The sequence below is a fragment of the Agathobaculum sp. Marseille-P7918 genome (assembly GCF_964248325.1).
Taxonomy (GTDB): domain Bacteria; phylum Bacillota; class Clostridia; order Oscillospirales; family Butyricicoccaceae; genus Agathobaculum.
The window spans coordinates 16282-41142 of record NZ_CAXTXI010000004.1 but is presented as its reverse complement, the minus strand read 5'-3'; the positions used below and the strand labels follow the sequence as shown (position 1 = coordinate 41142).

The 24861-nt window shown below is 60.3% G+C and carries 22 protein-coding genes, 2 pseudogenes and 1 riboswitch; of the genes and pseudogenes, 2 read left to right on the top strand and 22 right to left on the bottom strand.

All coding sequences use genetic code 11. The features are described from left to right. Positions 1-77 precede the first annotated feature (77 nt). The 15 genes from hemL to cbiQ form a co-directional block, all read right to left on the bottom strand. A complete protein-coding gene (hemL, locus tag ACESSO_RS06995; protein ID WP_373164337.1) occupies positions 78-1358 on the bottom strand; it encodes a glutamate-1-semialdehyde 2,1-aminomutase in 1281 nt (426 codons plus the stop codon). Further along, positions 1358-2344, bottom strand: a complete 987-nt coding sequence (gene hemB, locus ACESSO_RS06990; RefSeq protein ID WP_373164336.1) for a porphobilinogen synthase — start codon at positions 2342-2344, stop codon at positions 1358-1360. Before hemB ends, hemL begins: the two co-directional genes overlap by 1 nt. Further along, positions 2345-3829, bottom strand: a complete 1485-nt coding sequence (cobA, locus tag ACESSO_RS06985; protein ID WP_373164335.1) for a uroporphyrinogen-III C-methyltransferase — start codon at positions 3827-3829, stop codon at positions 2345-2347. Next, positions 3826-4689 carry a hydroxymethylbilane synthase gene (hemC, locus tag ACESSO_RS06980; protein WP_373164334.1) on the bottom strand — a complete coding sequence of 288 codons (864 nt, stop codon included), beginning with the start codon at positions 4687-4689 and terminating at the stop codon, positions 3826-3828. The genes cobA and hemC overlap by 4 nt, the downstream gene beginning before the upstream one ends. Continuing rightward, positions 4686-5891, bottom strand: a complete 1206-nt coding sequence (gene cobK / locus ACESSO_RS06975; protein WP_373164333.1) for a precorrin-6A reductase — start codon at positions 5889-5891, stop codon at positions 4686-4688. The genes hemC and cobK overlap by 4 nt, the downstream gene beginning before the upstream one ends. Next, positions 5888-6616, bottom strand: coding sequence for a precorrin-3B C(17)-methyltransferase (cobJ, locus tag ACESSO_RS06970; RefSeq protein WP_373164332.1), 729 nt, complete (start codon positions 6614-6616; stop codon positions 5888-5890). The genes cobK and cobJ overlap by 4 nt, the downstream gene beginning before the upstream one ends. After that, positions 6613-7818 (bottom strand): glutamyl-tRNA reductase, encoded by a 1206-nt coding sequence (gene hemA, locus ACESSO_RS06965; protein ID WP_373164331.1) that lies wholly within the window; start codon positions 7816-7818, stop codon positions 6613-6615. The genes cobJ and hemA overlap by 4 nt, the downstream gene beginning before the upstream one ends. Beyond that, the gene (locus ACESSO_RS06960; protein ID WP_373164330.1) at positions 7815-8864 is read right to left on the bottom strand and encodes a cobalt-precorrin 5A hydrolase; all 1050 of its coding nucleotides are present in this window, start codon (positions 8862-8864) and stop codon (positions 7815-7817) included. The genes hemA and ACESSO_RS06960 overlap by 4 nt, the downstream gene beginning before the upstream one ends. Next, positions 8861-9616 carry a precorrin-4 C(11)-methyltransferase gene (gene cobM / locus ACESSO_RS06955; RefSeq protein ID WP_373164329.1) on the bottom strand — a complete coding sequence of 252 codons (756 nt, stop codon included), beginning with the start codon at positions 9614-9616 and terminating at the stop codon, positions 8861-8863. The genes ACESSO_RS06960 and cobM overlap by 4 nt, the downstream gene beginning before the upstream one ends. Next, positions 9613-10305, bottom strand: a complete 693-nt coding sequence (gene cobI / locus ACESSO_RS06950) for a precorrin-2 C(20)-methyltransferase (protein WP_373164328.1) — start codon at positions 10303-10305, stop codon at positions 9613-9615. The genes cobM and cobI overlap by 4 nt, the downstream gene beginning before the upstream one ends. Beyond that, the gene (gene cbiD / locus ACESSO_RS06945) at positions 10302-11432 is read right to left on the bottom strand and encodes a cobalt-precorrin-5B (C(1))-methyltransferase CbiD (RefSeq protein WP_373164327.1); all 1131 of its coding nucleotides are present in this window, start codon (positions 11430-11432) and stop codon (positions 10302-10304) included. Before cbiD ends, cobI begins: the two co-directional genes overlap by 4 nt. A gap of 69 nt (positions 11433-11501) precedes the next feature. Continuing rightward, positions 11502-11834 carry an energy-coupling factor ABC transporter substrate-binding protein gene (locus tag ACESSO_RS06940; protein ID WP_373164326.1) on the bottom strand — a complete coding sequence of 111 codons (333 nt, stop codon included), beginning with the start codon at positions 11832-11834 and terminating at the stop codon, positions 11502-11504. Then, a complete protein-coding gene (locus tag ACESSO_RS06935; protein ID WP_373164325.1) occupies positions 11831-12580 on the bottom strand; it encodes an energy-coupling factor ABC transporter permease in 750 nt (249 codons plus the stop codon). Before ACESSO_RS06935 ends, ACESSO_RS06940 begins: the two co-directional genes overlap by 4 nt. A 146-nt stretch (positions 12581-12726) precedes the next feature. After that, positions 12727-12921, bottom strand: a riboswitch (cobalamin riboswitch). 99 nt (positions 12922-13020) lie between these two features. Further along, positions 13021-13854: an energy-coupling factor ABC transporter ATP-binding protein gene (locus tag ACESSO_RS06930; RefSeq protein ID WP_373164324.1), complete on the bottom strand. Its 834-nt coding sequence runs from the start codon at positions 13852-13854 to the stop codon at positions 13021-13023. Positions 13855-13872: 18 nt separating this feature from the next. Beyond that, complete coding sequence (gene cbiQ, locus ACESSO_RS06925) at positions 13873-14658, bottom strand: cobalt ECF transporter T component CbiQ (RefSeq protein ID WP_373164323.1); 786 nt, start codon at positions 14656-14658, stop codon at positions 13873-13875. A gap of 226 nt (positions 14659-14884) precedes the next feature. Between cbiQ and ACESSO_RS06920 the strand changes: the two genes are divergently transcribed. Next, entirely contained in the window at positions 14885-16432 is a 1548-nt protein-coding gene (locus tag ACESSO_RS06920) for a nitrite/sulfite reductase (protein WP_373164322.1), read from the top strand. An 84-nt stretch (positions 16433-16516) separates the two neighbouring features. On the opposite strand, the gene ACESSO_RS06915 is transcribed toward ACESSO_RS06920, so the two are convergent. From ACESSO_RS06915 to iolC, 4 genes are all read right to left on the bottom strand, one after another. Continuing rightward, positions 16517-17353, bottom strand: coding sequence for a sugar phosphate isomerase/epimerase family protein (locus ACESSO_RS06915; protein ID WP_373164320.1), 837 nt, complete (start codon positions 17351-17353; stop codon positions 16517-16519). Between the two features lie 65 nt (positions 17354-17418). Further along, positions 17419-18210 carry a 5-deoxy-glucuronate isomerase gene (locus ACESSO_RS06910; RefSeq protein WP_373164319.1) on the bottom strand — a complete coding sequence of 264 codons (792 nt, stop codon included), beginning with the start codon at positions 18208-18210 and terminating at the stop codon, positions 17419-17421. Beyond that, entirely contained in the window at positions 18207-19046 is an 840-nt protein-coding gene (locus tag ACESSO_RS06905) for a class II fructose-bisphosphate aldolase (RefSeq protein WP_373164318.1), read from the bottom strand. The genes ACESSO_RS06910 and ACESSO_RS06905 overlap by 4 nt, the downstream gene beginning before the upstream one ends. Further along, positions 19043-20074 carry a 5-dehydro-2-deoxygluconokinase gene (gene iolC / locus ACESSO_RS06900; RefSeq protein WP_373164317.1) on the bottom strand — a complete coding sequence of 344 codons (1032 nt, stop codon included), beginning with the start codon at positions 20072-20074 and terminating at the stop codon, positions 19043-19045. The genes ACESSO_RS06905 and iolC overlap by 4 nt, the downstream gene beginning before the upstream one ends. Positions 20075-20230: 156 nt before the next feature. Between iolC and ACESSO_RS06895 the strand changes: the two genes are divergently transcribed. Then, entirely contained in the window at positions 20231-20980 is a 750-nt protein-coding gene (locus tag ACESSO_RS06895) for a DeoR/GlpR family DNA-binding transcription regulator (RefSeq protein ID WP_373164316.1), read from the top strand. Between the two features lie 65 nt (positions 20981-21045). Here the strand turns inward: ACESSO_RS06895 and ACESSO_RS06890 are convergent, their stop codons facing one another. The 3 genes and pseudogenes from ACESSO_RS06890 to ACESSO_RS06880 all read right to left on the bottom strand — a co-directional run. Then, positions 21046-21654, bottom strand: coding sequence for an S-layer homology domain-containing protein (locus ACESSO_RS06890; protein ID WP_373164607.1), 609 nt, complete (start codon positions 21652-21654; stop codon positions 21046-21048). An 85-nt stretch (positions 21655-21739) separates the two neighbouring features. Continuing rightward, positions 21740-21838 (bottom strand): annotated as a pseudogene (locus ACESSO_RS06885) (hypothetical protein); the annotation flags it as partial. A gap of 1793 nt (positions 21839-23631) precedes the next feature. Beyond that, positions 23632-24447 (bottom strand): annotated as a pseudogene (locus ACESSO_RS06880) (metallophosphoesterase); the annotation flags it as partial. Positions 24448-24861 lie beyond the last annotated feature (414 nt).

Sequence of the window (24861 nt, the reverse complement as noted above, 5' to 3'; positions counted from 1 at the left end):
AAGAGGGAGAAAACCGCAGGTTGTCGCCCTCTTGCCCGCCTGCGGCGCGCAGCCGCACCGTTCCTGTGTCACAAACGTTATAGTGTTGCAAGACTTTCCTCAGCCGCCTGCACCGTGAACGCCAAGTCCTTCTGCGTGTGCGCGGACGAGACAAACATCGCCTCAAACTGGCTGGGCGCAAGATACACACCGCGTAATAACATTTCATTAAAATACTTTGCGTATTTTTTTGTATCGCTCGTTTTTGCAGCGGCAAAGCAGTCCACCGGCGTGTCCGTAAAGTACGGGCAAAGCAGCGATCCGACCTGATTGACCTGCATTTTGATGCCATGCTTTTCCGCGCTTGCCCGCAGATGATTGGCCAGATACTGCGCGGAAGCTTCCATAACGGCGTAAATCTCCGGATGGTCGGTCAGGATTTGCAGCTGCGCCAGTCCCGCCGCCATCGCAACCGGGTTGCCCGACAGCGTACCTGCCTGATACACCGGCCCGCACGGCGCGACCTGCTCCATGAGCACGCGGCTGCCCGCATACGCGCCGACCGGCATGCCGCCGCCGATGATTTTACCGAAGGTGACAAGGTCGGCGCGCACGCCGAAATACGCCTGCGCACCGCCCGCCGCCAAACGGAAACCCGTGATAACTTCGTCGAAAATCAGCAGCGCACCGTGCTTATCACACAAATCGCGCAGCCCCTGCAAAAAGCCGTCCTTCGGCGGGACAACACCCATATTTGCCGCAACCGGCTCGACAATGATCGCCGCAACCTCACCCGGATTGGCGTCCAGCAGGCGCTCGACCGAAGCAATGTCGTTGTATTGCGCCATCAGCGTATCCTGCGCCGCGCCGCGGGTCACACCCTTGGAGTCCGGCTCCCCCTGCGTGAGCGCCCCGCTGCCCGCGCCGACCAGCATGGCATCCGAATGGCCGTGATAACAGCCCTCAAACTTGATGATTTTGTCGCGTCCGGTCGCGCCGCGCGCCAAACGCAGCGCACTCATCACCGCCTCTGTACCGCTGTTCACCATGCGTACCATTTCGATATGCGGCACCATCGACACCATCTTCTCCGCCATCTCGACTTCTAAAGCGGTCGGCGCGCCGAACGACAGGCCGTTGACCATACGGTCATAGACCGCTTTCAGAATATCCGGATGGCTGTGGCCGAGCACCATCGGCCCCCATGAACCGACGTAGTCGATATATTCCAGCCCATCCTCGTCCAGGATGTGGCTGCCCAAGCCCTTGACGATAAAGCGCGGCGTACCGCCCACTGCGCGAAACGCACGCACCGGCGAGTTCACCCCGCCCGGCAGCACCTTTTTCGCTCGCTCGAAAAGCTGTTCCGACCTTGTCATCAGCCGATGTCCCCCTTCCGAATCGCGTCCGCAAGTTCACAGGCGTAATAAGTAATCAGAATATCCGCGCCCGCGCGGAAAATCGACACCGCGCTCTCACACATCACACCGTATTCGTCAATCAGCCCCGCTTTCGCCGCGGCCTTTATCATCGCATATTCGCCCGAAACCGCGTATGCCGCGACCGGCAGTTCAAACCGCTGCTTGCACTGATACACAAGGTCAAGATAGCTCATCGCGGGCTTAATCATCAGAATATCCGCGCCCTCCTGCACGTCTAGCGCGCACTCGCGCATCGCCTCGCGGCTGTTGTGCCAGTCCATCTGATAGGAACGGCGGTCGCCGAAGGACGGCGCAGAACCCGCCGCGTCGCGGAACGGACCGTAAAAGGAGGAAGCATATTTGGCGGCGTAGGACATAATCGGCACACCCGTAAAGCCGTTCTGGTCGAGCGCGCCGCGGATGGCCGCAACACGGCCGTCCATCATATCGCTCGGCGCGACCATATCCGCGCCCGCTGCGGCGTGCGACACCGCAATCTGTGCCAGCCGTACAATCGTCTGGTCATTATCGACATCGCAGCCGCACAGGATGCCGCAATGCCCGTGGCTGGTGTATTCGCACATGCAAACGTCGGTGATGACGTACATCTCCGGGGCCAGTTCCTTAATTTTACGGATGCCCTGCTGCACGATACCGTCCTCTGCCCACGCGCCTGAGCCGATTTCGTCCTTTTCCTTCGGCAGGCCGAACAGAATCACGCGCGACACGCCGTGCGCGCGGGCGCGCTCGACCATGCGATACAGCTGGTCAGGGGAATAGTGATACTGACCGGGCAGCGAGGGAATCTCCTCGTAAATGCCCTCCCCCTCCATGACGAAAATCGGCCAAATCAGGCTTTCGGGCGAAAGGCGCGTCTCGCGCACCATACGGCGCAGGCCGTCCGATGTGCGCAGGCGGCGCGGGCGAATGCTGTCATTGAACATTTATATCTCCTCCTTGATGCAGGCGACCAAGTCGTCTATGGTTGCATTTTTTGCGATTTTCACCTTGTTATAGTACTGCTTTGCGGCATCGGCGGTCTGCTTACCGATGCAGAACGCGGTAAAGCCGGTACGGTCTGCACCGATGGTCTCGACAAAGCCCTCAACCGTGGACACACTGGTGAACGTTACCCCATCCACCTTACCTGCGATGAGTAGGCTTCGCAGCGCGTCCGCCTTGTCGCAGCGGTGCACCGTGTCGTAGAGCGGCACATCGGTCACGCGGATGCCCGCGCGGGCGAGCTTTTCGGGTAAAAGCTGTCCGCCCTGCGCCGCGCGCAGCAGCAGAACCGAACCGCCCTGCGGCATTGCATCAATCAGCGCATCCGCAAGGTGCTCCCCGTCGTACTGCGCGGGAATCAGGTCGGCGGTCAGACCGTAAGCCGCCAGCGCATTCGCCGTCCCCATGCCGATGGCCGCAAGCTTCATGCCGTACAGCGCCCGCAGGTCGCGGCCGCGTTTGTGCAGCGCATGCACCGCCGCAGGCACACCCGCCGGACTGGTAAACACCGCCCAGTCATGCGGCTGCTCCAGTGCCGCTGCAAGTGGCTGCGTGTCCTCGCGCTCGATTGTTTGGATACATGGCACTTCGATGACGTTTGCCCCCAACGCCCGCAGCCGCGCGGCGAGTGTACCCGCCCGCGCTTTCGGTCGGGTCACGACGATGGTTTTGCCGTGCAGCGGCAAGGGTGTAAACCAGTCGAGCGCATCGCTCAGTTTGCACACCCGTCCAACCACGATGAGCGCCGGGCTTTGCAGCCCCGCTTTGCGCACCGCACCCGCGAGGTCAGCGAGGTCTGTCACCACCTTGCGCTGCGTGCCGCGCGCGCCGTTTTCAATGACAGCGGCGGGCATGTCAGACTGCATGCCTGCGCGCAGCAAACCGTCTGTCACCTGCTCAAGTGCGGTCAATCCCATCAGGAACACCAGCGTGCCGTCGAGCCGCACCAAGCTGGCAAAGTCGATTTTCAGCGGCTTTCCCGCACGCGCATGCGCCGTGATGATATGCACCGACGAGGTGAAATCCCGATGTGTGACCGGAATACCCGCAAACGCGGGCGCGGCCAGTGCGCTCGTCACGCCCGGAATCACGCGAAACGGCACGCCGTTTGCCAGCAGATGCTCACACTCCTCGCCGCCGCGTCCGAACAGAAAGCAGTCCCCGCCCTTGAGACGCACGACATTTTTCCCTTCGCGTGCGAGCCGCACCAATATTTCGTTAATCTCCGGCTGCGGCACGGGATGGTGATTGTTTTCTTTGCCCACCGACACACACGCGGCCCCCGATGGGATAAGGTCGAGAATATCCTCGCCCACCAGCCGGTCGTATACTACCGCGTCCGCCTGCGCAATTGCCTGCGCGCCCGCTGTCGTCAGCAGTCCTTTATCGCCCGGTCCTGCGCCGACCAGCGTTACCGTTCCTGTCATACCGTTCCCTCCGCCTGATGTTTGAGTTGCAGCGCAAGCGTACGCCCAAGGGCGGCAGCTTCCGCCCGCCGTCCGGTCACCGCACCGCGCGCCATTTGCGTTTCATCCGCGGACACATACAGCCCGCGCAGGTGCAGCGTATCATCCTGCACCTCGGCATACGCCGCGACCGGCGCAAAGCACCCGCCGCCGAGTGTACGGATAAACGACCGTTCAGCCGCCGCGCAGTCGCGCGCGTCCGCGTCGTCGACCAGCCGCACCATATCTTCCCATTCCCCCGCGCGGCCCTGCACGGCCAGAATGCCCTGCCCCGCTGCCGGGATGATCTCGTCCGGTGAAAAATACCGGCTGATGCGGTCCTGCAACCCCAAGCGGTGCAGCCCCGCCGCTGCCAGCACCAGCGCGCCGTACGCACCGCTGTCCAGCTTTTTAAGCCGCGTCTGCACGTTGCCGCGCACGGGCTGCACGTCGATATCGGGAAACAGCGCTTTCAGCTGCACCCGCCGCCGCGCGGATGCGCAGCCAATCGGCTTTGCCTTATCCCAAACGCCGCTCTCCGGCAGCACCAGCGCATCGCGCGCGTCCTCGCGTTTGGTAAACGCCACAAGCGGCAGGCCGTCCGGCTGCTCCATCGGCACGTCTTTTAAGCTGTGCACGGTCAAATCGACCCGGCCGTCCGCCAGCGCGCGGTCCAGTTCCTTGACAAACAGCCCCTTGCCGCCGACTTTGTCGAGTGTTCTGTCCAGAATCTTATCGCCCGTGGTTTTCATCGTGATGAGTTCACAGTCGCCCAGCGCGCGGCAGACCTCCTCAGCCTGCACGACCGCCAAACGGCTGTCTCTGCTGCCCACTCGAATCATGTCATTTCCTCCAATACCGCGCGGATGCGCTTTGCCGCCGCCGCCGTTTTGCCATGTGCCGTGCCGTCCGACACCACGCCTGCCGTGAGTCCTCCACCCTCGCACACAGCGGGAAAGAAAAAGGTCGATTCCGCCGCGCAGTCGGCCACACTGCACGGAATGTGCCAATCCGCGCAATCCGCCGCGATACGGCGATTGACCTGCCGGTCATTCGTTGCCGCGACTGCCAGAAAAACGCCCGAAAGATCGCTTTTCTCATAGCCGCGAACGGCATCAACCGCGATTCCCGCCGGACTTTCCGGCGCAACCACCGTCACCGCCGCGCCGAAACGCCGCAAAACGCCCACGCGCCGCGCGGCGATTGCTCCCGCGCCGAACACTGCACACTTTTTGCCCGCGAGCGAGACGAACAACGGAAAACGCGGCGCGGATTCGGACCGCTTGTGCGCCGGTGCCGTCCAGCCGAAACGCGCCGCAAGAAAGTCCTGCGTTTCGCCGAGCGTCTTGCCCTCCTCTGCACGCGGACGGGCGATAACAAGAACGGTCGCGCCTACTTCGCGCGCCGCCGACAGCTTTTCCGCAAAGCCTCCCGCCGCGCCCGTGTCCTTGGTGACCAGAATATCCGCGCGCGTCTGGCGCAGCAGTGCAACATTCATTTCATGCGAAAACGGTCCCTGCATCGCAACAATCTGTGCGCCCGCAAAGCCAAGCGACGCGCATTGCTCGAGTACGGAAGCGCTCGGCAGCACCCGCGCGACCAGCCGCTCTCGGTAGCCCTCGACCGAAGTAAACGCCGTCAGTTCCTTGCTGCCGGTCGTCAGCAGCGCGCGGCCGGGATGCTCATTCAGCCAACGCACCGCAGCGGCGGTGTCAGGCACGGTAATCACGCCCTCGCCGTTCAGCGCGGGACGCAGCAGACGTTCGTACTGCGCGCCGGTCTGTGCGCAGGCCGCACGCAGATTATCCGAAACCACCGCGGCATACGGATGAGTTGCGTCCACCAGCAGGGTGTCCGCATCCAGCACGGCCGCCATCGCATCCGCGTCCAACCGCCCCTTATGCACCGTGATGCCGTGCATCGGCTCCATGACCGCCGCGCCGTAGGCGGTCGCAACGTAGACGTCCGCATTTCCGCCGCAGGCCGAAACAAAGCGGCACAGCGCGTGTCCCTCGCTCGTACCCGAGAAAATGACCAGTTTCATACGCCGCGATACCCCCGCGGCGTGACCATGCGCCCGTTTATCACGCGCGTGCGGCTGTTGCCGACAAACACGGTCGTCAGCATATCGGCCTGTATATTACGCAGTGCACCAAGCGTCGTCAAAGTATATGTCTCGCCTTCGCGGCCGATGTTGCGCACCGTGCCGCACACGGTTTCCGGCGGCAAAGTCTCAAGCAGGATATCGCACGCGCGCTGTAAATGGTCGGTTCGTTTTTTGCTTGCCGGGTTATACAGCGCAATGCAGAAATCGCCTTGTGCCGCACCGCGCAGGCGTTTCTCAATGACCTCCCAAGGCGTCAGCAAATCGGAAAGCGACACGCACGCAAAATCATTAGTCAGCGGTGCGCCCAGCACCGCGCCGCCCGACAGCGCCGCCGTCACGCCCGGAATGACCTCGATTTGGATTTCCGGGTCCTGTGCGCACACCTCAAGCAGCAGTCCCGCCATGCCGTACACACCCGCGTCGCCCGACGAAACGACTGCGACCGTATGCCCGTCCTTCGCCGCGTCGCGCGCCGCTGTGCAGCGGTCCACCTCGCGCGTCATACCGGTCTGGATGCGCGTTTTGCCGTCCAACAGCTCTTGGATTAAATCGAGGTACAGCCCGTACCCCGCCACACAATCGCATTCTTCCAGTGCGCGCACCGCGCGAGAAGTCATCTGTTCCGCGCCGCCCGGCCCGATGCCGATGCAATACAGCTTCATCTGCCGCTCCCCTTTCTCATATGCGCAAGGCACGCCTCCAGCCTGCCCGCGTCCACCAGTTCCTTCATGCCGCCCAGCAGCAAATCCACCGTTTTGCCAACCGCGAGTTCCATCAGTCCGTCCATATCCCCGTCACGGTACAAATCACCGTAGGCGTGGTCGAAATGCAGACGGTCGAGCGCAGTGTCTTTGATTTCGGCAATCACGGGCAGCGCCTGCCGGTAGGCATGCCACCGATAAAACTCCGCCTGCTCCTCCTCCAGAATACGCGCCGCCGCCTGTTTCGCCGCAACGTTGCGCGAATCATCCAAATCGCCCAAATCGTCGAGATTATACAGCGTCACGCGCGCATCTTCGCCCGCTTCCTGCTCAATATCGCGCGGCATAGCAAGGTCGAGCAGCAGGCGCGGCGGCTGATGCAAATCACGAATCTGCTGCGCGGTGAGCGTAAAATGCGGGCTGGTCGTTGCGCTGACCGCGAGGTCCGCGCCCTCGAGCATCTCGCACCGCCGGTCATACGGAAAGGTATCGCATCCGGCGGGGACGATGGTCTCACCGTGGTGATAGCTGCGCAGCGTGACCGTCACCGCGCAGCCCTGTGCGCGCAGAGCGGCGGCGGCCAGCCGTCCCATTTCGCCGTTGCCGATGACGACTGCGCGACGGCCTTCCAGCGCGCCGAAAAAGTCCTGCGCCCGCCGCACACCCGCTGTCGCTGCGGAGGCAGGCACGCCGGTGAGTTTGACCTCGGTACGCACGCGCTTGCCTGCGGTTACCGCGCGGCGAAACAGTGTGTCGAGCACACTGTCCATGGTCTGTGCCTCACGCGCAAGCGCAGCGGCATCACGCACCTGCGTGAGAATCTGGTCATCTCCGAAAATCTGGGATTCCAGTCCCGCCGCGACCGCCATCAGATGCTGCACGCACGCCTCGCCCGTGCGGGTCACGCTCAGCCCGCGAAGCGATACCGCATCAAAGCCTGCCGCGCGAGCAAGCATGGCGAGTGGGTCGAGCGACACGCCATCCTCACCGTGCACATACAACTCGGTGCGGTTGCAGGTCGCCAGCAGCACACAGCCCGAAACGCCCGGCATTTCCGCAATACTCGGCAGCAGCGCCTGCACCTGTCCGCGCACGAACGATACGCGCTCCCGCTGCTTCAGCGGCGCATGCACAAAATCAATTCCCATCATCGTGAGGTTCACAGTTTTTTGTCCTCCAACTGTTTTTCATCAAAGTCCGCGCGCCAGTCCCGCTGCGCCAGCGCGACTGTCACGCCGTTTTGCGCCCGCTTGCGGCAACGCAGCGCTCCGCCCGCCGCAGCGCATACTGCCGCGCGTTCGCACACATTATCCACGCCAACCGTGCGCGCGACAAAGTCCGACGGCGTAAAGTCACCCGACACGCTTTGCAGCGTCTCCGCGGAAAACACGGTCAGCGACAGGCCGTGCGTTTCGCAGAAGTGCAGCAATCCCGGCTCGTTTTGTTTTACGTCAATGCTCGCAATCCCGCGCACCGCTTCCCACGGCACACCCGCCGTGTCCAGCGCCACCTGCGCGGCGGCTTCTATTGTTTTTTCGTCCGTTCCCTTGCGGCAGCCGACACCGAGGAAAACAACCTGCGGCACCAGATGCAATGTATGCGCAAACGATGCGGCTTCGGTGTCAAAACCGATGCAGAAACCACTTTCCGGTGTGCCATCCAGCATCACCTGTGCGGGTAAACGCCCCTCGACCGGAAAATCCGACCGCAGGCCGACTGTCTCGCCGCGCAGCAATGCACCGGAAACGTATTTGATATTTTCCGGGTCAACCACGACGCAGTCATGTGCCGCCGCCCATGTATCAACCGCGAAAGCCGCGCGTGCGTCGGTCGCGGTCGTGATGACCGCCTGCGCGCCCAGCCCGTCCGCCAGCCGCTCCGCGAGCGCGTTCGCGCCGCCGAGGTGACCGGACAGAATCGGGATGACAAACCGCCCCGCCTCGTCGATAACCAGCACCGCCGGGTCGAACGCCTTGCCCGCAAGATACGGCGCGACCGCACGCACCGCGATGCCCACCGCGCCGACGAACACGATGAGGTCACAATCCACCATCGCCTGCTGCGCAAAGCGCGAAAGCTGCGTACCGGCAAGCGAGGGGTCCACCGTGCGGGCGTACCGCTCGGTCAGAAAATCCGGCAGCAGCGCGGCCGCTTTCTTCGCGGTCTGCGCGCCGACGGCGGTGAACGAGACAAACTTTGCGTGCTTCATCGGCTGGCCTCGCGGAAGCCCGTGGTAAACGACGGGTCGTATAATTTCGAGCGGTCATATTCGTCGCCCAGAAAACCGCCGACCGTAATCAGCGCGGTTCTGGTCACGCCCTCGCGCGCGGCAGCCTCGGCCAGACCCGCCACCGTCGTGCGAATGACCTTCTCATCCGGCCAAGTCGCCTTGTAGACGATAGCAGCGGGCGTTTCGGGCGCATAGCCGCCCTGAATCAATCGCGCGGACAGCTTTTCCAGCTGTCCCGCGGACAGGAAAATCACCATCGTTGCGCCGTGCGCGGCAAGGGCCTCGATTTGCTCTTTTTCCGGCACAGGCGTGCGCCCCTCCATGCGGGTCAGGATAACCGTCTGGCTGACATTCGGCAGCGTATACTCGGCTTTTAAGGCTGCCGCCGCGCCACAGAACGAAGAAACGCCCGGGCAGACCTCGTATGCCAGTCCCAGCCGGTCGAGCGCGTCCATCTGCTCGCGGTGCGCACCGTACACGCACGGGTCGCCCGTGTGCAAGCGCACAACCATCTTGCCCGCCTGCGACGCAGGCGCCATCACGGCAATGACCTCTTCGAGCGTCATTTTGGCGCTGTCATAGACTTCACAGCCGTCCTTTTTATACTCGAGCAGAGCAGGATTGACCAGTGAGCCCGCATACACAATTACGTCCGCCTGTGCAAGCAGCTTTGCGCCGCGCACGGTAATCAGGTCGGGCGCGCCCGAGCCTGCGCCGACAAAATAAATCATGCCTGCCCCTCCTTTACCAGAATGATGGAAAAATATCCGGTCGGGTCATCGAGCTCCGCAAGGTCGGTCACAATACGTTCACCCTCCATGCCGCACCGCTCGACCAGCGCCGCGTGTTCCAGCTCACCGCGCGCCGCCAGCGTGTCGCGCACCTCCAAAATCGACTTGCCCGCCTTCATCAGCACGCGGCTGCCGGTTAAATCGAGTGCCTCATCCAGCCCGCCGTGCGACGCGGGGATGATATGCAGCATTTCACCGTCCTCGCACAGCGCGCGGCCCAGTGCGGCCGCCGCCGCACAAAAGGACGGCACGCCCGGCACGATTTCGGTCGCGTAGCCGCGCGCCTGCACGCGCCGCAGCACATACCAGCAGGTCGAGTACACGGTTGGGTCGCCCAGCGTCAAAAAGGCGACCTTCTTGCCCTCATCCAGCAGCGCGCAGATATCGTCCGCCGCGCGGTCGTGGCAGGCGTCGCGTTTCGCCTTGTCGCGCGTCATGGGCATGTCGCAGTGCAGCAACGGCTTGTCCCCGATGTACTGCGCCGCGATCTGAAGCGCGGTCTGCTCGCCCGCGCCCGACTGCGGTACCGCAATCACGTCGCTCTCTCCAATCACGCGAATGGCTTTGGCCGTCAAGAATTCCGGGTCGCCCGGACCAACACCCACGCCATATAGTGTTCCCTTGCTCATACTGTCTCCTTTAACCGCTCGCACAACGCCCGCGCTCCAGGCGACTGTGCCAAAATCCCGTATTTTCCCGTAAATAGGATAAATTCTACTTGTGCTTTGCCGCGCAGCCGCAGCCGAAGCCGCTCTTCTATCGCCTTGCCGATGCGTGCCAGCACCGCGTCACGCAAGCCGGCTGCATCCAGCAGTTGGGTGCAGGCGTCGACCGATATCGCGTTCATCAAGCCTTCAAGCGTCTCACGCCCCGCGCCGCACAGCGCGGCGTGCGCGGTGAAAATCTCCTGCCGTCCGTCCGCAACCGATGAGTGTGTGTTCATCACGCCTGCGGCGAGTTTGACCAGCTTGCCCGCGTGACCGACCAACAGAATGTCCGCAAAGCCGCGAAACGCCGCGTGGTCGAGCGTCTCTCCGATGTAGTTCGAGCACTTGACCGCGCGTTCCAAATCCAGCCCCAGCGTGTCGCGCGCAAAATCCGCGCCGTAATTGCCGGGACAGAGAAACGCCACGCGCTGCCCCGCGGCATACAGGCTGTCCAGCTCGAGCCGTATGGTGTCTATGAGCGCCTTTTCGCTCATCGGTTCGACCACGCCGCTTGTGCCGAGGATAGAAATGCCGCCCATGACACCCAGATGCTCGTTATAGGTCTGTTTGGCCAGTTCCTCTCCGTTTTCCGCCAAAACGACGACCGAAAAGCCGCCCATGTAACCCGCTTCGCGCGCGGCACGCTCGACCGCCGCTGTAATCTGTGCACGCGGGGCGGGATTGATGGCGGCCTCGCCTACAGCAACCGAAAGTCCAGGCCGCGTTACGCGCCCAACGCCCGTGCCGCCCGCAATCGCAACGCCGTTTTCCACACGGCGCACTGCCGCCGAGATACGCACACCGTTTGTCACATCCGGGTCGTCACCCGCGTCCTTGCGCACCGTGCAGACCGCCGCGCCGTCCTCCCAATGCGGCTGCTCGACCGGCAAACGAAAGGTCAGCCCCGCCGGGGTTTGCAAGGCGATTTCAGCAGGGGCCGCGCCCGTCAGCAGCAGCATTGCCGCCGCCTGTGCCGCCGCTGCCGCACACGACCCCGTCGTCCAGCCGCGGCGCAGCGCCCGACCGCCCTGATAGGTCATTTGTTCCATGTTATTCCGGTCACCTCCCTGCAGAAAGCAGAGGCAGGACAGGCCGTAACCCCGCCCTGCCCGCCTTTCTCATTGCTCCTTTTGCGCCGCGCGCGCGGTTTCCTGCTTTTTCCGCTCAACAAAGCGCCCGAGGAAAAACGCAATCACGCCCACGCCTACACCGGTCTGCACGCAGAACAGCAGGCTTTCCAGCTCACCCGGCAGCTCCCCGCCGAGCAGCTGTTCAAACACAGGCGTTGCCCATGGCTCGTATTCTTCGCCCGTGATTTCCGCAACCTTTTCGCTGCCCGCGTCGTCCGAACCGCCGAACTCCGCGCCGCGCAAGGCCAGCACGGGCGTGACAATCAGCACCACACAAAGCAGAAGCAGCACAATCATCAGCGTTCTGTCTTTCTTCGTCATGCGCCCGCCTCCTCAAATCCGACTGCACGCAGCTCGGGCTGCGCATAGGCCTCGAGTGCCATCATGATAATCACGGTCAGTACGCCTTCCAGCACCGCCAGCGGCAGCTGCGTCGGCGCAAATACGCCGAGAAATTCCAGCACCGAGCCGGAAACGCCGCCCGTCGCGGACGGATACGCTACGGCCAGCTGCACGCTCGTCACGCAATAGGTAATCAAATCGCCCAGCGCCGCCGCCAGAAAAACCGATACTTTTTTATTCACCTTGAGCCGCAGACACAGCTTGTAAATTCCAAACGAGACAAACGGCCCCGCAACCGCCATAGAAAAGGTGTTCGCGCCCAGCGTGGTCAAGCCGCCGTGCGCAAGCAGAATCGCCTGAAACAGCAGCACAATCACGCCCAGAATGGATACTGCGCTCGGCCCGAACAGGATTGCACCCAGTCCCGTGCCGGTCATGTGCGAGCATGAGCCAGTCACTGACGGAATTTTGAGCGACGAGATGACAAAGATGAACGCGCCCGCCATCGCCACCAGCGTCACTGCACGCCGGTCGCGTGCCACGGTTTTCTTGAGCGAGAAATACCCCGCCAGCAGAAACGGCAGCGCAATCACGCCCCACAGGATGCACATAGACGGCGGCAGAAAGCCCTCCATGATGTGCATGGCGCCCGCTGTCGGTGCCACGCCGCACAAAAGCGCAGCACAGGCCGTCAGCCTTACCAGTTTTCGTTGTTTTTGTGTCATATTTTCTCCTTTCCCGCGAAAAACTGCGGATACAAAAATACGCCGTATCCCGATGCTTCCCACGCATCAGGCCGGCGCTGAACGCCCGCCTCCCCCTTTGCCGGAGAGCCGGGCTGACGCACAACCGGCCATCGCTCGTAGCCGTATGCGCTTCCATCTCAAAAGGCAGGTATTCTGGCTCGGGCGTCCTCACACGCAGCCGGTCTTCCCGAACCTTCCGGCTCAGTGACGTATTCGGCGGCGCGCTCTTCCCTTACAGCGGCGGGACCGCAGAGGATTTGCACCTCTTTCCCTATTCTCCTGCCGGAGAAATGGCAGGCACCTTTTGATATCCGGTATTGTATGCCGGAAGAAGCATATTCATTATATCACTCTCGGAACCGCTGTCAACACAAGCGCTCCGCATTGTATCGGATTCTACCAAAATCCGCAACATTCTCCTAATGCCGCTGCTGGTCGAGCAGATGGGCAAGTGCCTCCGCTGTCCGCGGGCAAGGTGCATCCGGCAGCACCAACTCCCGCGCGCGCAGCACGTCCCACACCTCCATCAGCATCGGGCGGCGCAGATGCGCCTGACGAAGCACGGCTTCATCCGCCAGCACCGCCTGCGGCGTACCGTCGGCAAGGATGCGCCCCGCGGAAAACACCACCGCGCGCGTCGCCCAGCGAAAGGCAAAATCCATGTCATGCGTCGAAATAAGCAGCGTCCGCCCTTCGTCCGACAGACGGGCAAGCACCTGCTCCAGCCGCTCCTCCCCCGCGGGGTCGAGCGAAGCCGCCGGTTCGTCCAGCAGGATAATCTCGCTCTCCATCGCCAGAATATCCGCGATGGACACGCGCTTTTTCTCCCCGCCGGATAAGTCGTGCGGCGGACGGGCGCGGAATGCCTGCAAATCCATGTAATCCAACGCATGGTCGACACGGCGCGCCACCTCCTGACGCGGCAGACGCAGGTTCATCGGCCCGAAGGATACCTCAGCGGCAACGGTCGAGGCGATAATCTGGTCATCCGCGTTCTGGAACACAATTCCGACCCGCTCGCACAGGATTTTACGTGTCTTTTTATCAACCGGCTTACCGCATAACAGGATTTGACCGCTCTCCGGCGTCAACACCCCATTCAGGCACAGAAAAAAGGTGGACTTTCCCGCCCCGTTCGGGCCGAGTACCGCAATGCGCTCGCCCACATGCACATCGAGCGATACGCCGTCCAGCGCGGGCGCACCGGAATCATAGCAAAAACGCAGGTTTCTCGCCTGCAAAATCGGTTGCATCCGTCTTTCTCCCTTCTTTTATCGTACGGCAAGCGTCAAAAGCACCGCCCAGAACAGCAACATCCAGACGATTTGCGCCCCGCGCACCGGCTTTTCCTCTTCCAGAAAGCGCAAATCTCCGTCATAGCCGCGCGCGGCCATCGCGTCCGCATAGACGCGCGAGCGGCGCAGCGCCAGCACCAGCAGGTTGCCCGCCGTGCCACCGAACGACCGGCACGAGGTGCGGAAATCCCGCCAGCCCAGCCGCGCGCCCGCGGCCTGCCGCATGCGGCCGTACATATCCAGCAGCACAAACACAAAGCGGTAAATGAGGTACATCAGCTCACACAGCAGCGTCGGCAGGTGCGCGCGGCGCAGCACGTCCACCAGCTCGCAGGCGGTGGTAGTAAGCGCCAGCAGATACATCGCACTGACTGCGCCCAGCGCCTTGAGCACCAGCGCCGCGGCAAAGCGCACGCTGTCCGCGCACACACACACATAAAACCACGGAAGGGACAGATTCCAGTCGCCCACAGGCACGGCGGCTATGTCGCATGCGACCGCTGCGCCGCCCAGCAGCAGAAAAGCCAGCGGCACGAGCAGCAGGCCGAAATAATCGTGCAGCGGCAATTTCCCCTTGCCCTTTTGCAGCGCCGCCAGCACGACAATCACTGCGGCAGACACCGCAGGCCGGTCGGCGGCAAGGCACAAAATGAGCGTACCCACCGCCAATACGGTTTTAAACGCCGGATTCCAGCCACGCATCCCGGATTGATACGCCAGCCGGTCGATTGACCGCGGCCCGTGTCCATGCCGATGCTTCACGCCCTGCGCCCCCTCCTTGCAATATGTGACATTGTATCGTCCGGACTGTGGTTTGTCAACCAGATGCATCTATGTGAAAAATTTTAATATTCAACGCGGATAAATTGTCATCCTGCGAGAAATATCGTATAATAGGGACAAGATAAGGAACAAGACGATCAGCGCCCCGCTGCATGCTGTCTCGCACGGGGTCGGTTTTGCTTGGAATCAAACAAGGAGGATATCCATGAACACCATCAATCCCCAGAACTGGAAAGCGGACCTGCCCGCCTTCCGTGAAAAGACCGCGGCATTTTATGCAGGTGAAATCAAGCTCGGCGAATACAAGGGCTTTTCCGGCTACTACGGCAGCTATGCTCAGAAGGGCGGCAAAGCCAGCATGCTGCGCCTGCGCATGCCTGCCGGTCGCGTGACACGCGAAAAGCTGGCATTTGTTGCGCAAATGCTCCGCACCTATGCCATACCGCGCGTACACTTCACCACCTGCCAGACCATCCAGCTGCACGACCTGGGGCAGGATACCGTATACTCCGTCATGGAGAAGGCGCTCGACGCGGGCATCGTGACCATGGGCGGTGGCGGCGACTTCCCCCGCAACGTCATGTGCTCTCCGCTCTCCGGCGTGCAGACAGATGAATATTTCGACACGCTGCCGTGGGCGGAAGCCGCCGGCAACTACCTGCTGGGCTTCATCAAAGCCGAAAAGATGCCGCGCAAGCTCAAAGTCGGCTTTTCCAACTCGCCGGCCAATCAAACGCACGCGACCTACCGCGACCTTGGATTTGTCGCACGTGCGGACGGCAAATTCGACGTATACAGCGCAGGCGGTCTGGGCAACAATCCGCGTATGGGCGTACAGGTGGGCGAAGCCGTAGAGCCCTCGAAGATCCTGTATTATATCAAGGCTATGTGGCTGACTTTCCGCGCCTACGGCAACTATGAAAACCGCGGCAAAGCCCGCACCCGCTATATGGTGGAAACCCTTGGCGGTGAGCAGAACTATATCAAAGCGTTTTGTGAAAAACTGGACGAGGTCTATGCCTCCGGCGAAGACTTAACGCTTTCGGTCGAGCCGCAAGCGATTACCAAAACCGGCGACGGCACAACGCTCAGCGGCCCGCGTGTGCTGACACAGAAGCAGCCCGACCTGTACACCGTAGTCTGGCATCCGATCGGCGGACAGCCTGCGCCCGAAACGCTGTGCACACTCAGCGACCTGCTGCAGAACATGCCGGACGCCGAACTGCGCCTTGCGCCCGACGAAGCCGCCTATATTGTCAATCTGACCGGCGCGGAGGCGCAAAAGGTGCTTGCCGCCACTGCGGACAGCGCACGCACACTGTTTGAAACCTCGGTCAGCTGCATCGGCGGCATGACCTGTCAGGTTGGCATGCGCGACTCGCAAGGCCTGCTCGCCGCATGCATTGCAGCAGTACGCGAGGCCGGTCTGCCGGACGGCGCGCTGCCCCAGATGCACATTTCCGGCTGCGCTTCCTCGTGCGGTACACATCAGACCGGCTCCATCGGTTTCCGCGGTGCGTCCAAGCTGGTGGACGGTAAGCCGCAGTCGGCTTTCACGTTGTTTGTCGGCGGCTGCGACCGTCAGGGCTGCGAAGCGATGGGCCGTGAGCTGGGCGCTATCCTGGAAAGCGAAATCCCCGCATTTCTGATCGAGCTGGGCAGGACCGTTGCCGCTTCCGGAAAGGACTTTGCCGCATGGCGCAAGACCGACCCCAACGGCATCGACCGTATTGCAGCACCGTATCTGGCCTGATTCTGTGAGTGAGTCAGAAGCCACGATTTTCAAACAAAAAAGCAAGGCGCCGCTGTAAGCGGCGCCTTGCTTTTTCTTTTCCTGTTATGCCTTGTCAAACACATATCGGTCCAGCAAACGGCTGGTCTCCGCAGCCACTGCCGCCGTATCCGCCTGCCAGTGTTTTGCACTGACCAGTTCATAGCTCCACCAGCCGTCATAGCCGGTGTCCTTGACCGCCTGCACCCACTCCGTCAGCGGGATATCGCCCTCACCTGCATAGCAGCCGCGCAGCACGGTTTCATCACAAACCGTCCCCGGTGCATTGCGGCGTCCGTCGCAAAAATGAATGTGATAGATAAGCGACGGGTCCAATGCGCGCACATCGTCGGATGTGGTCTCCGCACCGTACCACAGATGCCAGAAATCAATGACCGTGCCGAAATTATCGCGTCCGACCGCATCAATCAGCAATTTGGCTGTGCGCAGCGAATGGATGGGCGACCATGCCACCGGCTCCAACTGAAAGCGCACGCCATACCGCGCCCCGATGTCACAGATGCGGCGGATATTCTTTGCAGTCAGCTCAATGACTTCTTCCTCCGGGCGTCCTTCCAAAGCGCAGAGCGGCACCAGCTGAATACAGTCGCAGCCCACCTCGCGCGCAAATGCAGACAGCGTTTCCGTCTCACGAAGCATGCGGGCGATGTTATCATCATCCGTGCGCTCCACATGCGCGATATCGTTGATGCTGATGATGCGCATATCATATTGTGCCAGCGCTTCTTTTACCGTTTCCGGTGTGCAGCCTGCCTCCAGATAGTCCCACACCTTGGTCCCTGCCATCTCCAGTGCGCCGAAGCCCGCCTGCTTGGCAATACGGATATCGCTGAGAAGGTTGCTTTTCCAAATTGACTTTGTGTGCAGTGCTTTGCCTGCCATAATGATACATCCTTTCCCGCCCGTTTTCCGCTGCTGCGGACGGGCCTTGCTGTTTTCGTGCGGATTTATGCCTCCGGCCAGTATTTTGCACCCGGCTGCTCCACCCACAGATACTGCGGGTCAAAATCCGGCTTGATATACGGATTGCCGTCCAGATGGCGAATCACCCAAAGATAATACATCGCATAACCCGGTGCAGCCACTTGCGGATGCACCTTATTCGGCTCGATAAGCACCGTATCATTATGCTCCAGCAGCACACCCTCATCTCCCAGACGCAGCAGGCCGAAACCGTTCTCCGGATAGAATTTATAAAAATAAATCTCCGGCTGGGCATGCGAATGCGACGGGAATCCCGACCATTTGCCGGGATAATGCATATCCTCGCCAAACATGATGTTGGACTCCGGCGACAGGCGGATATCCTGTGCCGTGCGAACAATACGTGTGCCTGCCTCGTTCATAAAGCCGCGGCCGCGCACCTCTTCCACTACGTCGTCTCCGGCGCGCACGACCGGCGCAAAGTCCTTGTCGTTTTCTGTGCGGATGACCGCCACCTCGCTGTCCTGCGCCACGCCGCGCAGCTTGACCGCTTTGTTTTTCGGCAGATTGATGCTCCAGATGGTGTCATTGGTATAGGTCGGCCGCGAAGCCCGAATGACTTTGCCGTCCAGCTCCACTTCGATTTCGCCGTACAGCAGCACAAATACGCGTTCGAGCGGCTTTTCGTCGGTAAACTCCATGCCCGCTGCCAGCTTTAAAATACCGAAATCCATCAGCATTTCGCTGTGTTTGCCATCCAATTCGGTGATGGCCTGATAGCCCGCTTCAAACGGTTTTCCCTGATGCAGTCTCATTGTTCTGTTTCCTCCCGCCATAACATGTCAATGATTTGATACGCCTGTTCTTCTACCTGCGCCGTCGGCTTATCAAACAGCCGCAGCCGGTCAAACTCCGCCTGATACTGCTCCATCTGCTCCCGCAACGTATAGCCGAACGCTTTGCGCAGCACCGTGCCGAAATTCATCTTGCCGACCTGAGTCTTTTTGAGCCGAAGCACATCCTGCTCAACAATTCCGCTTGCACCGTGCACGACCAGCGGCAGCGTGCACGACCGCTCTATCTTCCGCAGCACCGGAAACCGAATCGGTACTTTTTGCGTTTCCAGCCGGTGGATATTCCCAACCGAAACCGCCAGCCAATCCACACCGGTTTCCTGCTGCATGCGGCGCGCCTCCTCCGGGTCGGTTAAGCGGATTTCCGTCTCGCCTAAGTCGCTGTACGGCACCGTGCCCAGCTCCGCTTCCACCAGCACCTGTCTTGCATGCGCCTGCCGCACAATTTCGCCAGTGATTTTCAGATTTTCCGTAATCGGCCGCTTGGATCCATCATACATCACCGAGGAAAATCCGCTGTTGATGGCGCGCAAAACCGTATTGGTTTCCGAACAGTGATCCAGATGCACCCCAACCGGTACCGCCGCAGCGTTTGCCAGCGATCCCAGCAGCGCGCCCCAATGCTCCACTGCCATCACCTGGCTGGCATCGCGGTTGACCATCAGCAGCACGGGTGCTCTCACCCGCTCGGCCGCACGGATGACCGCTTGCGCATCTTCATAGCCGAACACATTAAAGCCTGCCACAATGCGCCGATCGGCCGCCGCCCGCGCAACATAGTCCTGTGTCCATCTCACGGCATCATCACCCCTTCATGCGCGGCCCGATGTGCCTCCGCCGCAGCAAAATCCGGCATCGCATCACCGCAGCTGATTGTCGTCAACGCCAGCGATGCGCACGCCGTACCTAACTGCATGGCATAGGTCAGCCCCTTTTCCCGCAGCAGGCCATACATCAGCCCCGCCGCATAAGCATCTCCTGAACCAAAGGTCTTGATCGCAGCGGTCGGGATGCTGCCGCAAGGTACCACATCCCCCTCTGCCGTATAGCCAACCGAACCCTTGGCGCCATCCTTCACGATAACGAGTTGCACGCCCTGCTCAATCAACGCCCGCGCCGATTTCGCATTATCTCGGTTTTGCGGCATAGTCAGATATTCGACTGCACCGAACTCCTCCCGGTTGCCAATGACCATATCGCATTGCGCAATTGCCTGCGCATAGCATTGCGCGGTTTCCTCCCGCGACTGCCAGCCAAACGGACGATAATCGATATCCAGCACGGTCCATACTCCCAACTCCCGCGCCAGACGCAGGATTTCAAACATGGCTTCCCGCGACGGCGACTGCGAAAACGCCGTACCGGACAGCAGCACTGCTCTGGCCTGACCCAGCAGCGTACGGTCTACCTCCTCAGGCGCGTAGAGCAAATCCGCCGTGCCTGTACGGTAAAGATAGGTACCATGATGGAACGCCTCTCCATCCGTCGTATACCCGCCGCTTTGCTCCGGGCTGATAATCTCGGTCAGCGCAATGCAGTTGCGCGCACCCGTTTGATCAACAACCACGCCCTCGGTCCGGATACCCGCTTTTCGGAAGGTTTCCAGAATGTATTCGCCCATTCCATCGCGGGAGATTTTACCGAGAAAACCGGTCTTCAGGCCCAGCCGAGCCGCCCCCTGCACGATATTGGCCGGCGAACCGCCCACCGACTTGGTAAAGGACGGAATTTCTGAAAAAGTGCAGCCTGCACAGGTCGTATTCAAGTCAATCCCCGCGCGGCCCGCCAGCAGCAGGTCGATTTCTCGTTCCCTAATGATTTGCATGATAGATTCCTCCCGCAGCGTTTGTTTCCTTCTGTTGTCCTTATCATAACACCGCAATATTACACTTTCAACTTTCGCTTTGTTTCACTTTCGTTTTGTAAAATTGACATTTCATTTTATTTCGTTTATACTCAAACCAGCAAGGAGGGAGCGTATATGACCAGCCGTTTGGAAGAAATCCGCAAACTGCTTTTCCTGCAGAAAAAAGTATCTGTCGATGCGCTGAGCAAGCAGTTTGATGTCAGCACAGTGACCATCCGCAAGGATTTGGAGCATCTGGAACAGGAAGGAATTGCCCGGCGCATCTATGGCGGCGCATTGCTTGCGGAAAGCGCCCTGCCGCCCGCACTCGCCCACGCGGATGATCGCGTCCGCGCTGCACTGGCTGTGCGCGCCTGTGCGGAAATCCACGACGGCGACAGCATTTTCCTCGGCTCCGGGCAGACCTGCTGCTATCTGGCCCGTTTGCTCGACCGCTTCCATGACCTGTCGGTTGTCACCAACAACATCACTGCACTCAGTGATCTGCTGCGCAGCGACGCGCGGGTATATCTGCTCGGCGGCGAGGTCACCTCCACCGATGCGCACACGCTGTTTTCCAGCCCGGAAAATCCCACCGCTTTTACCAACAGCATTTTTGTTTCCAAAGCCTTCACCAGCATTTCCGGCATTGACCTGCAGGCCGGCCTGACGGTACACTCGATTGTCTCCACCCATATTTACCGCAGCCTGCCCTCCATCACGCGCTCGTGGTATCTGATGGCGGACAGCACAAAATTCGGCAAGATTGCCATGTACTCTGTGGCGGAGCTGCGCGCGGTCCAATACCTGATTACGGACGCGCTGCCGGAGGCCTATCGCGGCGTACTGCCGGACACCTCCGTCCTGCTCACAGAAGCTGGATAAAATCGACGCATGCACAAAAAGGCCGGGGCATTTGCCCCGGCCTTTTTCCGTCTGTCATGGTTCGGTTATGTTGTCAGAATGCCCGACAGAAGCTGGAATGCCTCCGCACGGATAATCAGGTTGTTCATACGAAGCGTGCTGTCCTCATAGCCGTTCATCTTGCCCTGAGAAACCAGACCCGCAATCGAAGACTGCGCCCAGCCCGGAATCGCACCGGCATCGGAGAACTTATCCAAGACGGTCAGGTCGTCCGATGAAATCTGCGCCGCACGGGCAATCATGACTGCCACTTCTGCGCGCGTTGCATTGTCCAGACCGTTCATATGGCCGTTTTCATCGCCCTGCATGATGCCGGCCTCCTTGGCTGCCTGCAGCACGCCCGCTGCCCATTTGGAGGAATTGTCGGCAGGGTCAACCGCCGCGTCTGCTGCCGGCTCGATATCCAGCGCGTTAACCAGCAGAGAAGCGACTTCTTCGCGCGTGATGCGGTCTTCCGGACGTACGCTGCCGTCGCCGTCTCCCTTAATGATGCCATTATCAATCAGCTTCTGGATGGTCTCTGCCGCCCAGTAGCCGGACGGAACATCCCAGCCAAGTTCGCCGCTCGGCTCGGTCGGTGTGACCGGTGTGCCTTCGTCTACTGTGCCGGAGTAATCGTCAAAATCAGCAGACAGGGCGCGGTATACATCCGCGGACTGATGGCCTGCGCCGTCCGTGAAGGTGCCCTTCTTCCAGTCGGCCCAGGTGTTCCATGCGGTCTCATTGCCTGCCTTGAGCGTGTAGGTATTCAGGACAGGCAGATAGCTTGCGTCTGTACCCAAATCCGAGGTAAACTTGGTGACAATGCGCATATAAGCGCCCTCGCCCGCACCAGTCAGGTCAATTGTCCCGGCGCCGTTCTGCAGCGCATACTGCTTGGAAGCGGAAACCGTCTTGCCATCCTGCGAGAATTCAACCGTTGCGTCGATCTTGGAGTCGCCCTCAATTACCGCGTCATAGGCCAGAGATTCGGGCGCGCCGGATACCTTGACCCACTCCGTGGTATGTGTACCGGTCTGTACAATATTGGAAGAATCAAAGTCCAGCCAGAGCACCATATCGCTGCTCTTCGGGCCGGCAGCCGCCGGACTGGCCTTTACCGAAGAAACTTCGCTTTCGCTCAGCTTACTCTGATACAGACGAGCCTGCGAAATCTCGCCTGCAAGCATAGTGCGGTCGATGCCGCGGCCGCGGTTGGTCAGCAGTGCGCCGGTGTACGAAAAGCCGATATAGGTAGAAGCGCCCGGCCAGTTTTTAATCTCGGAATCAAACGCCGGTGCGTCGATATGGCCGCTGTGATAGGTGTTCTGATACGAATCACCGCCGGTCGTGCGGTCAAAGCCGCCGACGTACTGCACCCACTCGCCCTTCTTGATGCCCGCGTTATCGTCCGCGTCATCATCGTTCCAGAAGAACTCGCCGTTGTCGTTGTCAAAGCCGATACCGACCGTGACCTTACCGGTCGCACGCACGGCCATGCGGTACAGATAGTTGGTGCCCCAGCCGATCGACACACCCTTGGTCATGAGCGGGTTGTGGTCGCGGCCGGTCGGGGTCAGCGTGTCGATGCCGGTGCCCGGACAGTTCGGGAGCTTGGCCCAAACCATACCGGTGATGCCGTCGGTGATCGTAAAGTTTCCGTTATCCGGAATCTCCACGTAGTCCTTGTCGCCATCCAGAATGATTGTACCCTTGCCGTTTTCATCCGTGCCGAGCGTGGGCGCGCCGTGCAGATAGCCGTTGTTGCCCATGCCGGACTTGTCCTTGACCATCGGCATGCCCTGAATTGAGCCTTCGATGGACACAGTCTGCACAGCGGAATCGCCGATGCGCACTTTGAAATCGCCGGACTTTTCAAACTGATAGGTAAATTCGCAGGTCTTGACGCCGCCTGCGTCCATGCTGTACTGCTTGCTCTCAATCGCTTTGTCGTCAATATAGAGCGTTGCAGTCGCCGTACCGGCCTCATTACCGATGTTGGTCACGTCCGCCTTGATGTGCAGCACATCGCTGTTGATATCGCTGATCTCCCCATCGCCCAGCTTAGTGCGAACGTTGGTGTACGAGAAGGTCGCCGGACGGAAATCAACCTGTACAGTCTGGGTCTTGCCGCCGACTTTAAGGGTGTGCGTGCCGATGGTGCTCAGCTCGACCGTGCCGCGCAGTTCGATGGACTGTCCGGGATCGAGTGTCTTAACGCCGTTGGACTCGACGCGCACCGGCTCGCCCGAGGTGGACACGCCGCTGTCGCTGACCAGTTCGCCGTAAATGTACTTCATGGTGCCGTTGTCGTCCACCGGAATGACCGCCGCCGCAAGGCCCTTTCCGTCATTTTTCACGGTCGCGGAAATCTCAATTTCGCTGTTGCAGGGCACCGGACCGGACTGGATGGACACATTCGAGTACGACAGCTGCTGCTTGTCCACCGCAGTTACGGTCGTACCAACGACCTTGCCCTCGGCCATATTGGATGTGGTCAGCACATCCCCCTTCATGGTATGGGTCATGTAGCTGCCCTTCGCACTGACCGCACGGGAATCCTGATGGGTCAGGTAAATTGTGCCTGCGCCTACGGTCGGGTCATCGGACACCGCGCGGGCGTAGCTGTGTGTATGGCCTGCCAGCATCATATCGACATGACCTGCCTCGGCTACCGATGCAATGTGCATCTTGGTGTACGGGTCGGAAATCGGGTGATGCATGACCAGAATGCGGAACTTTTTATCCTGATTGGCTGCCAGATCGTCCTTCAGCCACTGTACGGACTTTTCAATTTTGTTCGCGGTTGCTGCGTCCATCTGCCCGCCCGAGGTCTCGGCGTTCATCTGGAACAGCGCCCACGGGTTGCTGTCCATCAGGTCGAAATGAATGTCGCCGTAGTCAAACGCGATGTTGCCCTCAACCTCCGAACCGTATTCCTCGGTCTGGGTATTGATGACATACATATTAAAGTAATCGCTGAAATCATGGTTGCCGCAAGCATAAACCACCGGATAATTGTGGATAAATTCGCCGCTGTTGAACCAGAACGCATACTGCTCCTTCTGCGTGCCGGTGCCTTCCACCATATCGCCGCCGTGAATGATGAAGGCGGGATCGTAGTCGGCAACCGCCTTGTCAAAGGTGCTCTTGGTGTCAAACTTGTGCGTATCCGTAATCGACATATAACGCACTTCTTCCGGGTTTTCCTCCAGCGTGCGGAAGGTGCCTTTGCAGCTTGCGCCGCCTGCCAGCGTCACCTCATAATAATACCGTGCGCCCGGCTCCAAATCGGTAAATTTGTACCGGAAAATGTTTGTCTGCACGCCGCCGTATGCCGGTGCGGACGGATCGCGCTCGATGGTGATGGCTTCACCCAGTGCATTAGCGTCCGTGCCCCACCGGATGGTGGACGCATCGCCGGTGTCCGTCTCCCACACCGCAACCATGCTGTTCGTCTTGGGCGCGAGCAGATACGGCCCGATAACGAATTTTGCTTGCTGCGCTGCGAGCGCAGCCGGCATCAGTGCTGCAACCATCGCAATGGTCAGCAGCAGGCTGAGCAGCCGCTTGGATAAGCTGAGTCGTCGCTTCATAATCCTCTCTCCTTTGCCTTTGTTTTCTCCGGAGGGATGTCCTCCAGCCTAAATGATTTATTTATAATAACCGAAAGAAAAGAGAGATGCAACTCGATTCTTGTGCAACTTTTCGCCGTGCATTTCCGCAAACGCGTCAATTGCACAGCCGCTTCGCCCGCATCATTCGCCTGACGTTGTGCATTCCTGACAGCGCTTTGTGTCTATTTTGTGTACTTTACAAGAACTTAACAATTCGGCAAAAGTTGTCTATACCTAACCACATTA

Coding starts and splice junctions, on each gene's coding strand:
- hemL (WP_373164337.1), bottom strand. CDS start 1,358: ATGACAAGGTCGGAACAGCTTTTCGAGCGAGCGAAAAAGGTGCTGCCG.
- hemB (WP_373164336.1), bottom strand. CDS start 2,344: ATGTTCAATGACAGCATTCGCCCGCGCCGCCTGCGCACATCGGACGGC.
- cobA (WP_373164335.1), bottom strand. CDS start 3,829: ATGACAGGAACGGTAACGCTGGTCGGCGCAGGACCGGGCGATAAAGGA.
- hemC (WP_373164334.1), bottom strand. CDS start 4,689: ATGATTCGAGTGGGCAGCAGAGACAGCCGTTTGGCGGTCGTGCAGGCT.
- cobK (WP_373164333.1), bottom strand. CDS start 5,891: ATGAAACTGGTCATTTTCTCGGGTACGAGCGAGGGACACGCGCTGTGC.
- cobJ (WP_373164332.1), bottom strand. CDS start 6,616: ATGAAGCTGTATTGCATCGGCATCGGGCCGGGCGGCGCGGAACAGATG.
- ACESSO_RS06960 (WP_373164330.1), bottom strand. CDS start 8,864: ATGAAGCACGCAAAGTTTGTCTCGTTCACCGCCGTCGGCGCGCAGACC.
- cobM (WP_373164329.1), bottom strand. CDS start 9,616: ATGATTTATTTTGTCGGCGCAGGCTCGGGCGCGCCCGACCTGATTACC.
- cobI (WP_373164328.1), bottom strand. CDS start 10,305: ATGAGCAAGGGAACACTATATGGCGTGGGTGTTGGTCCGGGCGACCCG.
- cbiD (WP_373164327.1), bottom strand. CDS start 11,432: ATGGAACAAATGACCTATCAGGGCGGTCGGGCGCTGCGCCGCGGCTGG.
- ACESSO_RS06940 (WP_373164326.1), bottom strand. CDS start 11,834: ATGACGAAGAAAGACAGAACGCTGATGATTGTGCTGCTTCTGCTTTGT.
- ACESSO_RS06935 (WP_373164325.1), bottom strand. CDS start 12,580: ATGACACAAAAACAACGAAAACTGGTAAGGCTGACGGCCTGTGCTGCG.
- ACESSO_RS06930 (WP_373164324.1), bottom strand. CDS start 13,854: ATGCAACCGATTTTGCAGGCGAGAAACCTGCGTTTTTGCTATGATTCC.
- ACESSO_RS06920 (WP_373164322.1), top strand. CDS start 14,885: ATGAACACCATCAATCCCCAGAACTGGAAAGCGGACCTGCCCGCCTTC.
- ACESSO_RS06915 (WP_373164320.1), bottom strand. CDS start 17,353: ATGGCAGGCAAAGCACTGCACACAAAGTCAATTTGGAAAAGCAACCTT.
- ACESSO_RS06910 (WP_373164319.1), bottom strand. CDS start 18,210: ATGAGACTGCATCAGGGAAAACCGTTTGAAGCGGGCTATCAGGCCATC.
- iolC (WP_373164317.1), bottom strand. CDS start 20,074: ATGCAAATCATTAGGGAACGAGAAATCGACCTGCTGCTGGCGGGCCGC.
- ACESSO_RS06895 (WP_373164316.1), top strand. CDS start 20,231: ATGACCAGCCGTTTGGAAGAAATCCGCAAACTGCTTTTCCTGCAGAAA.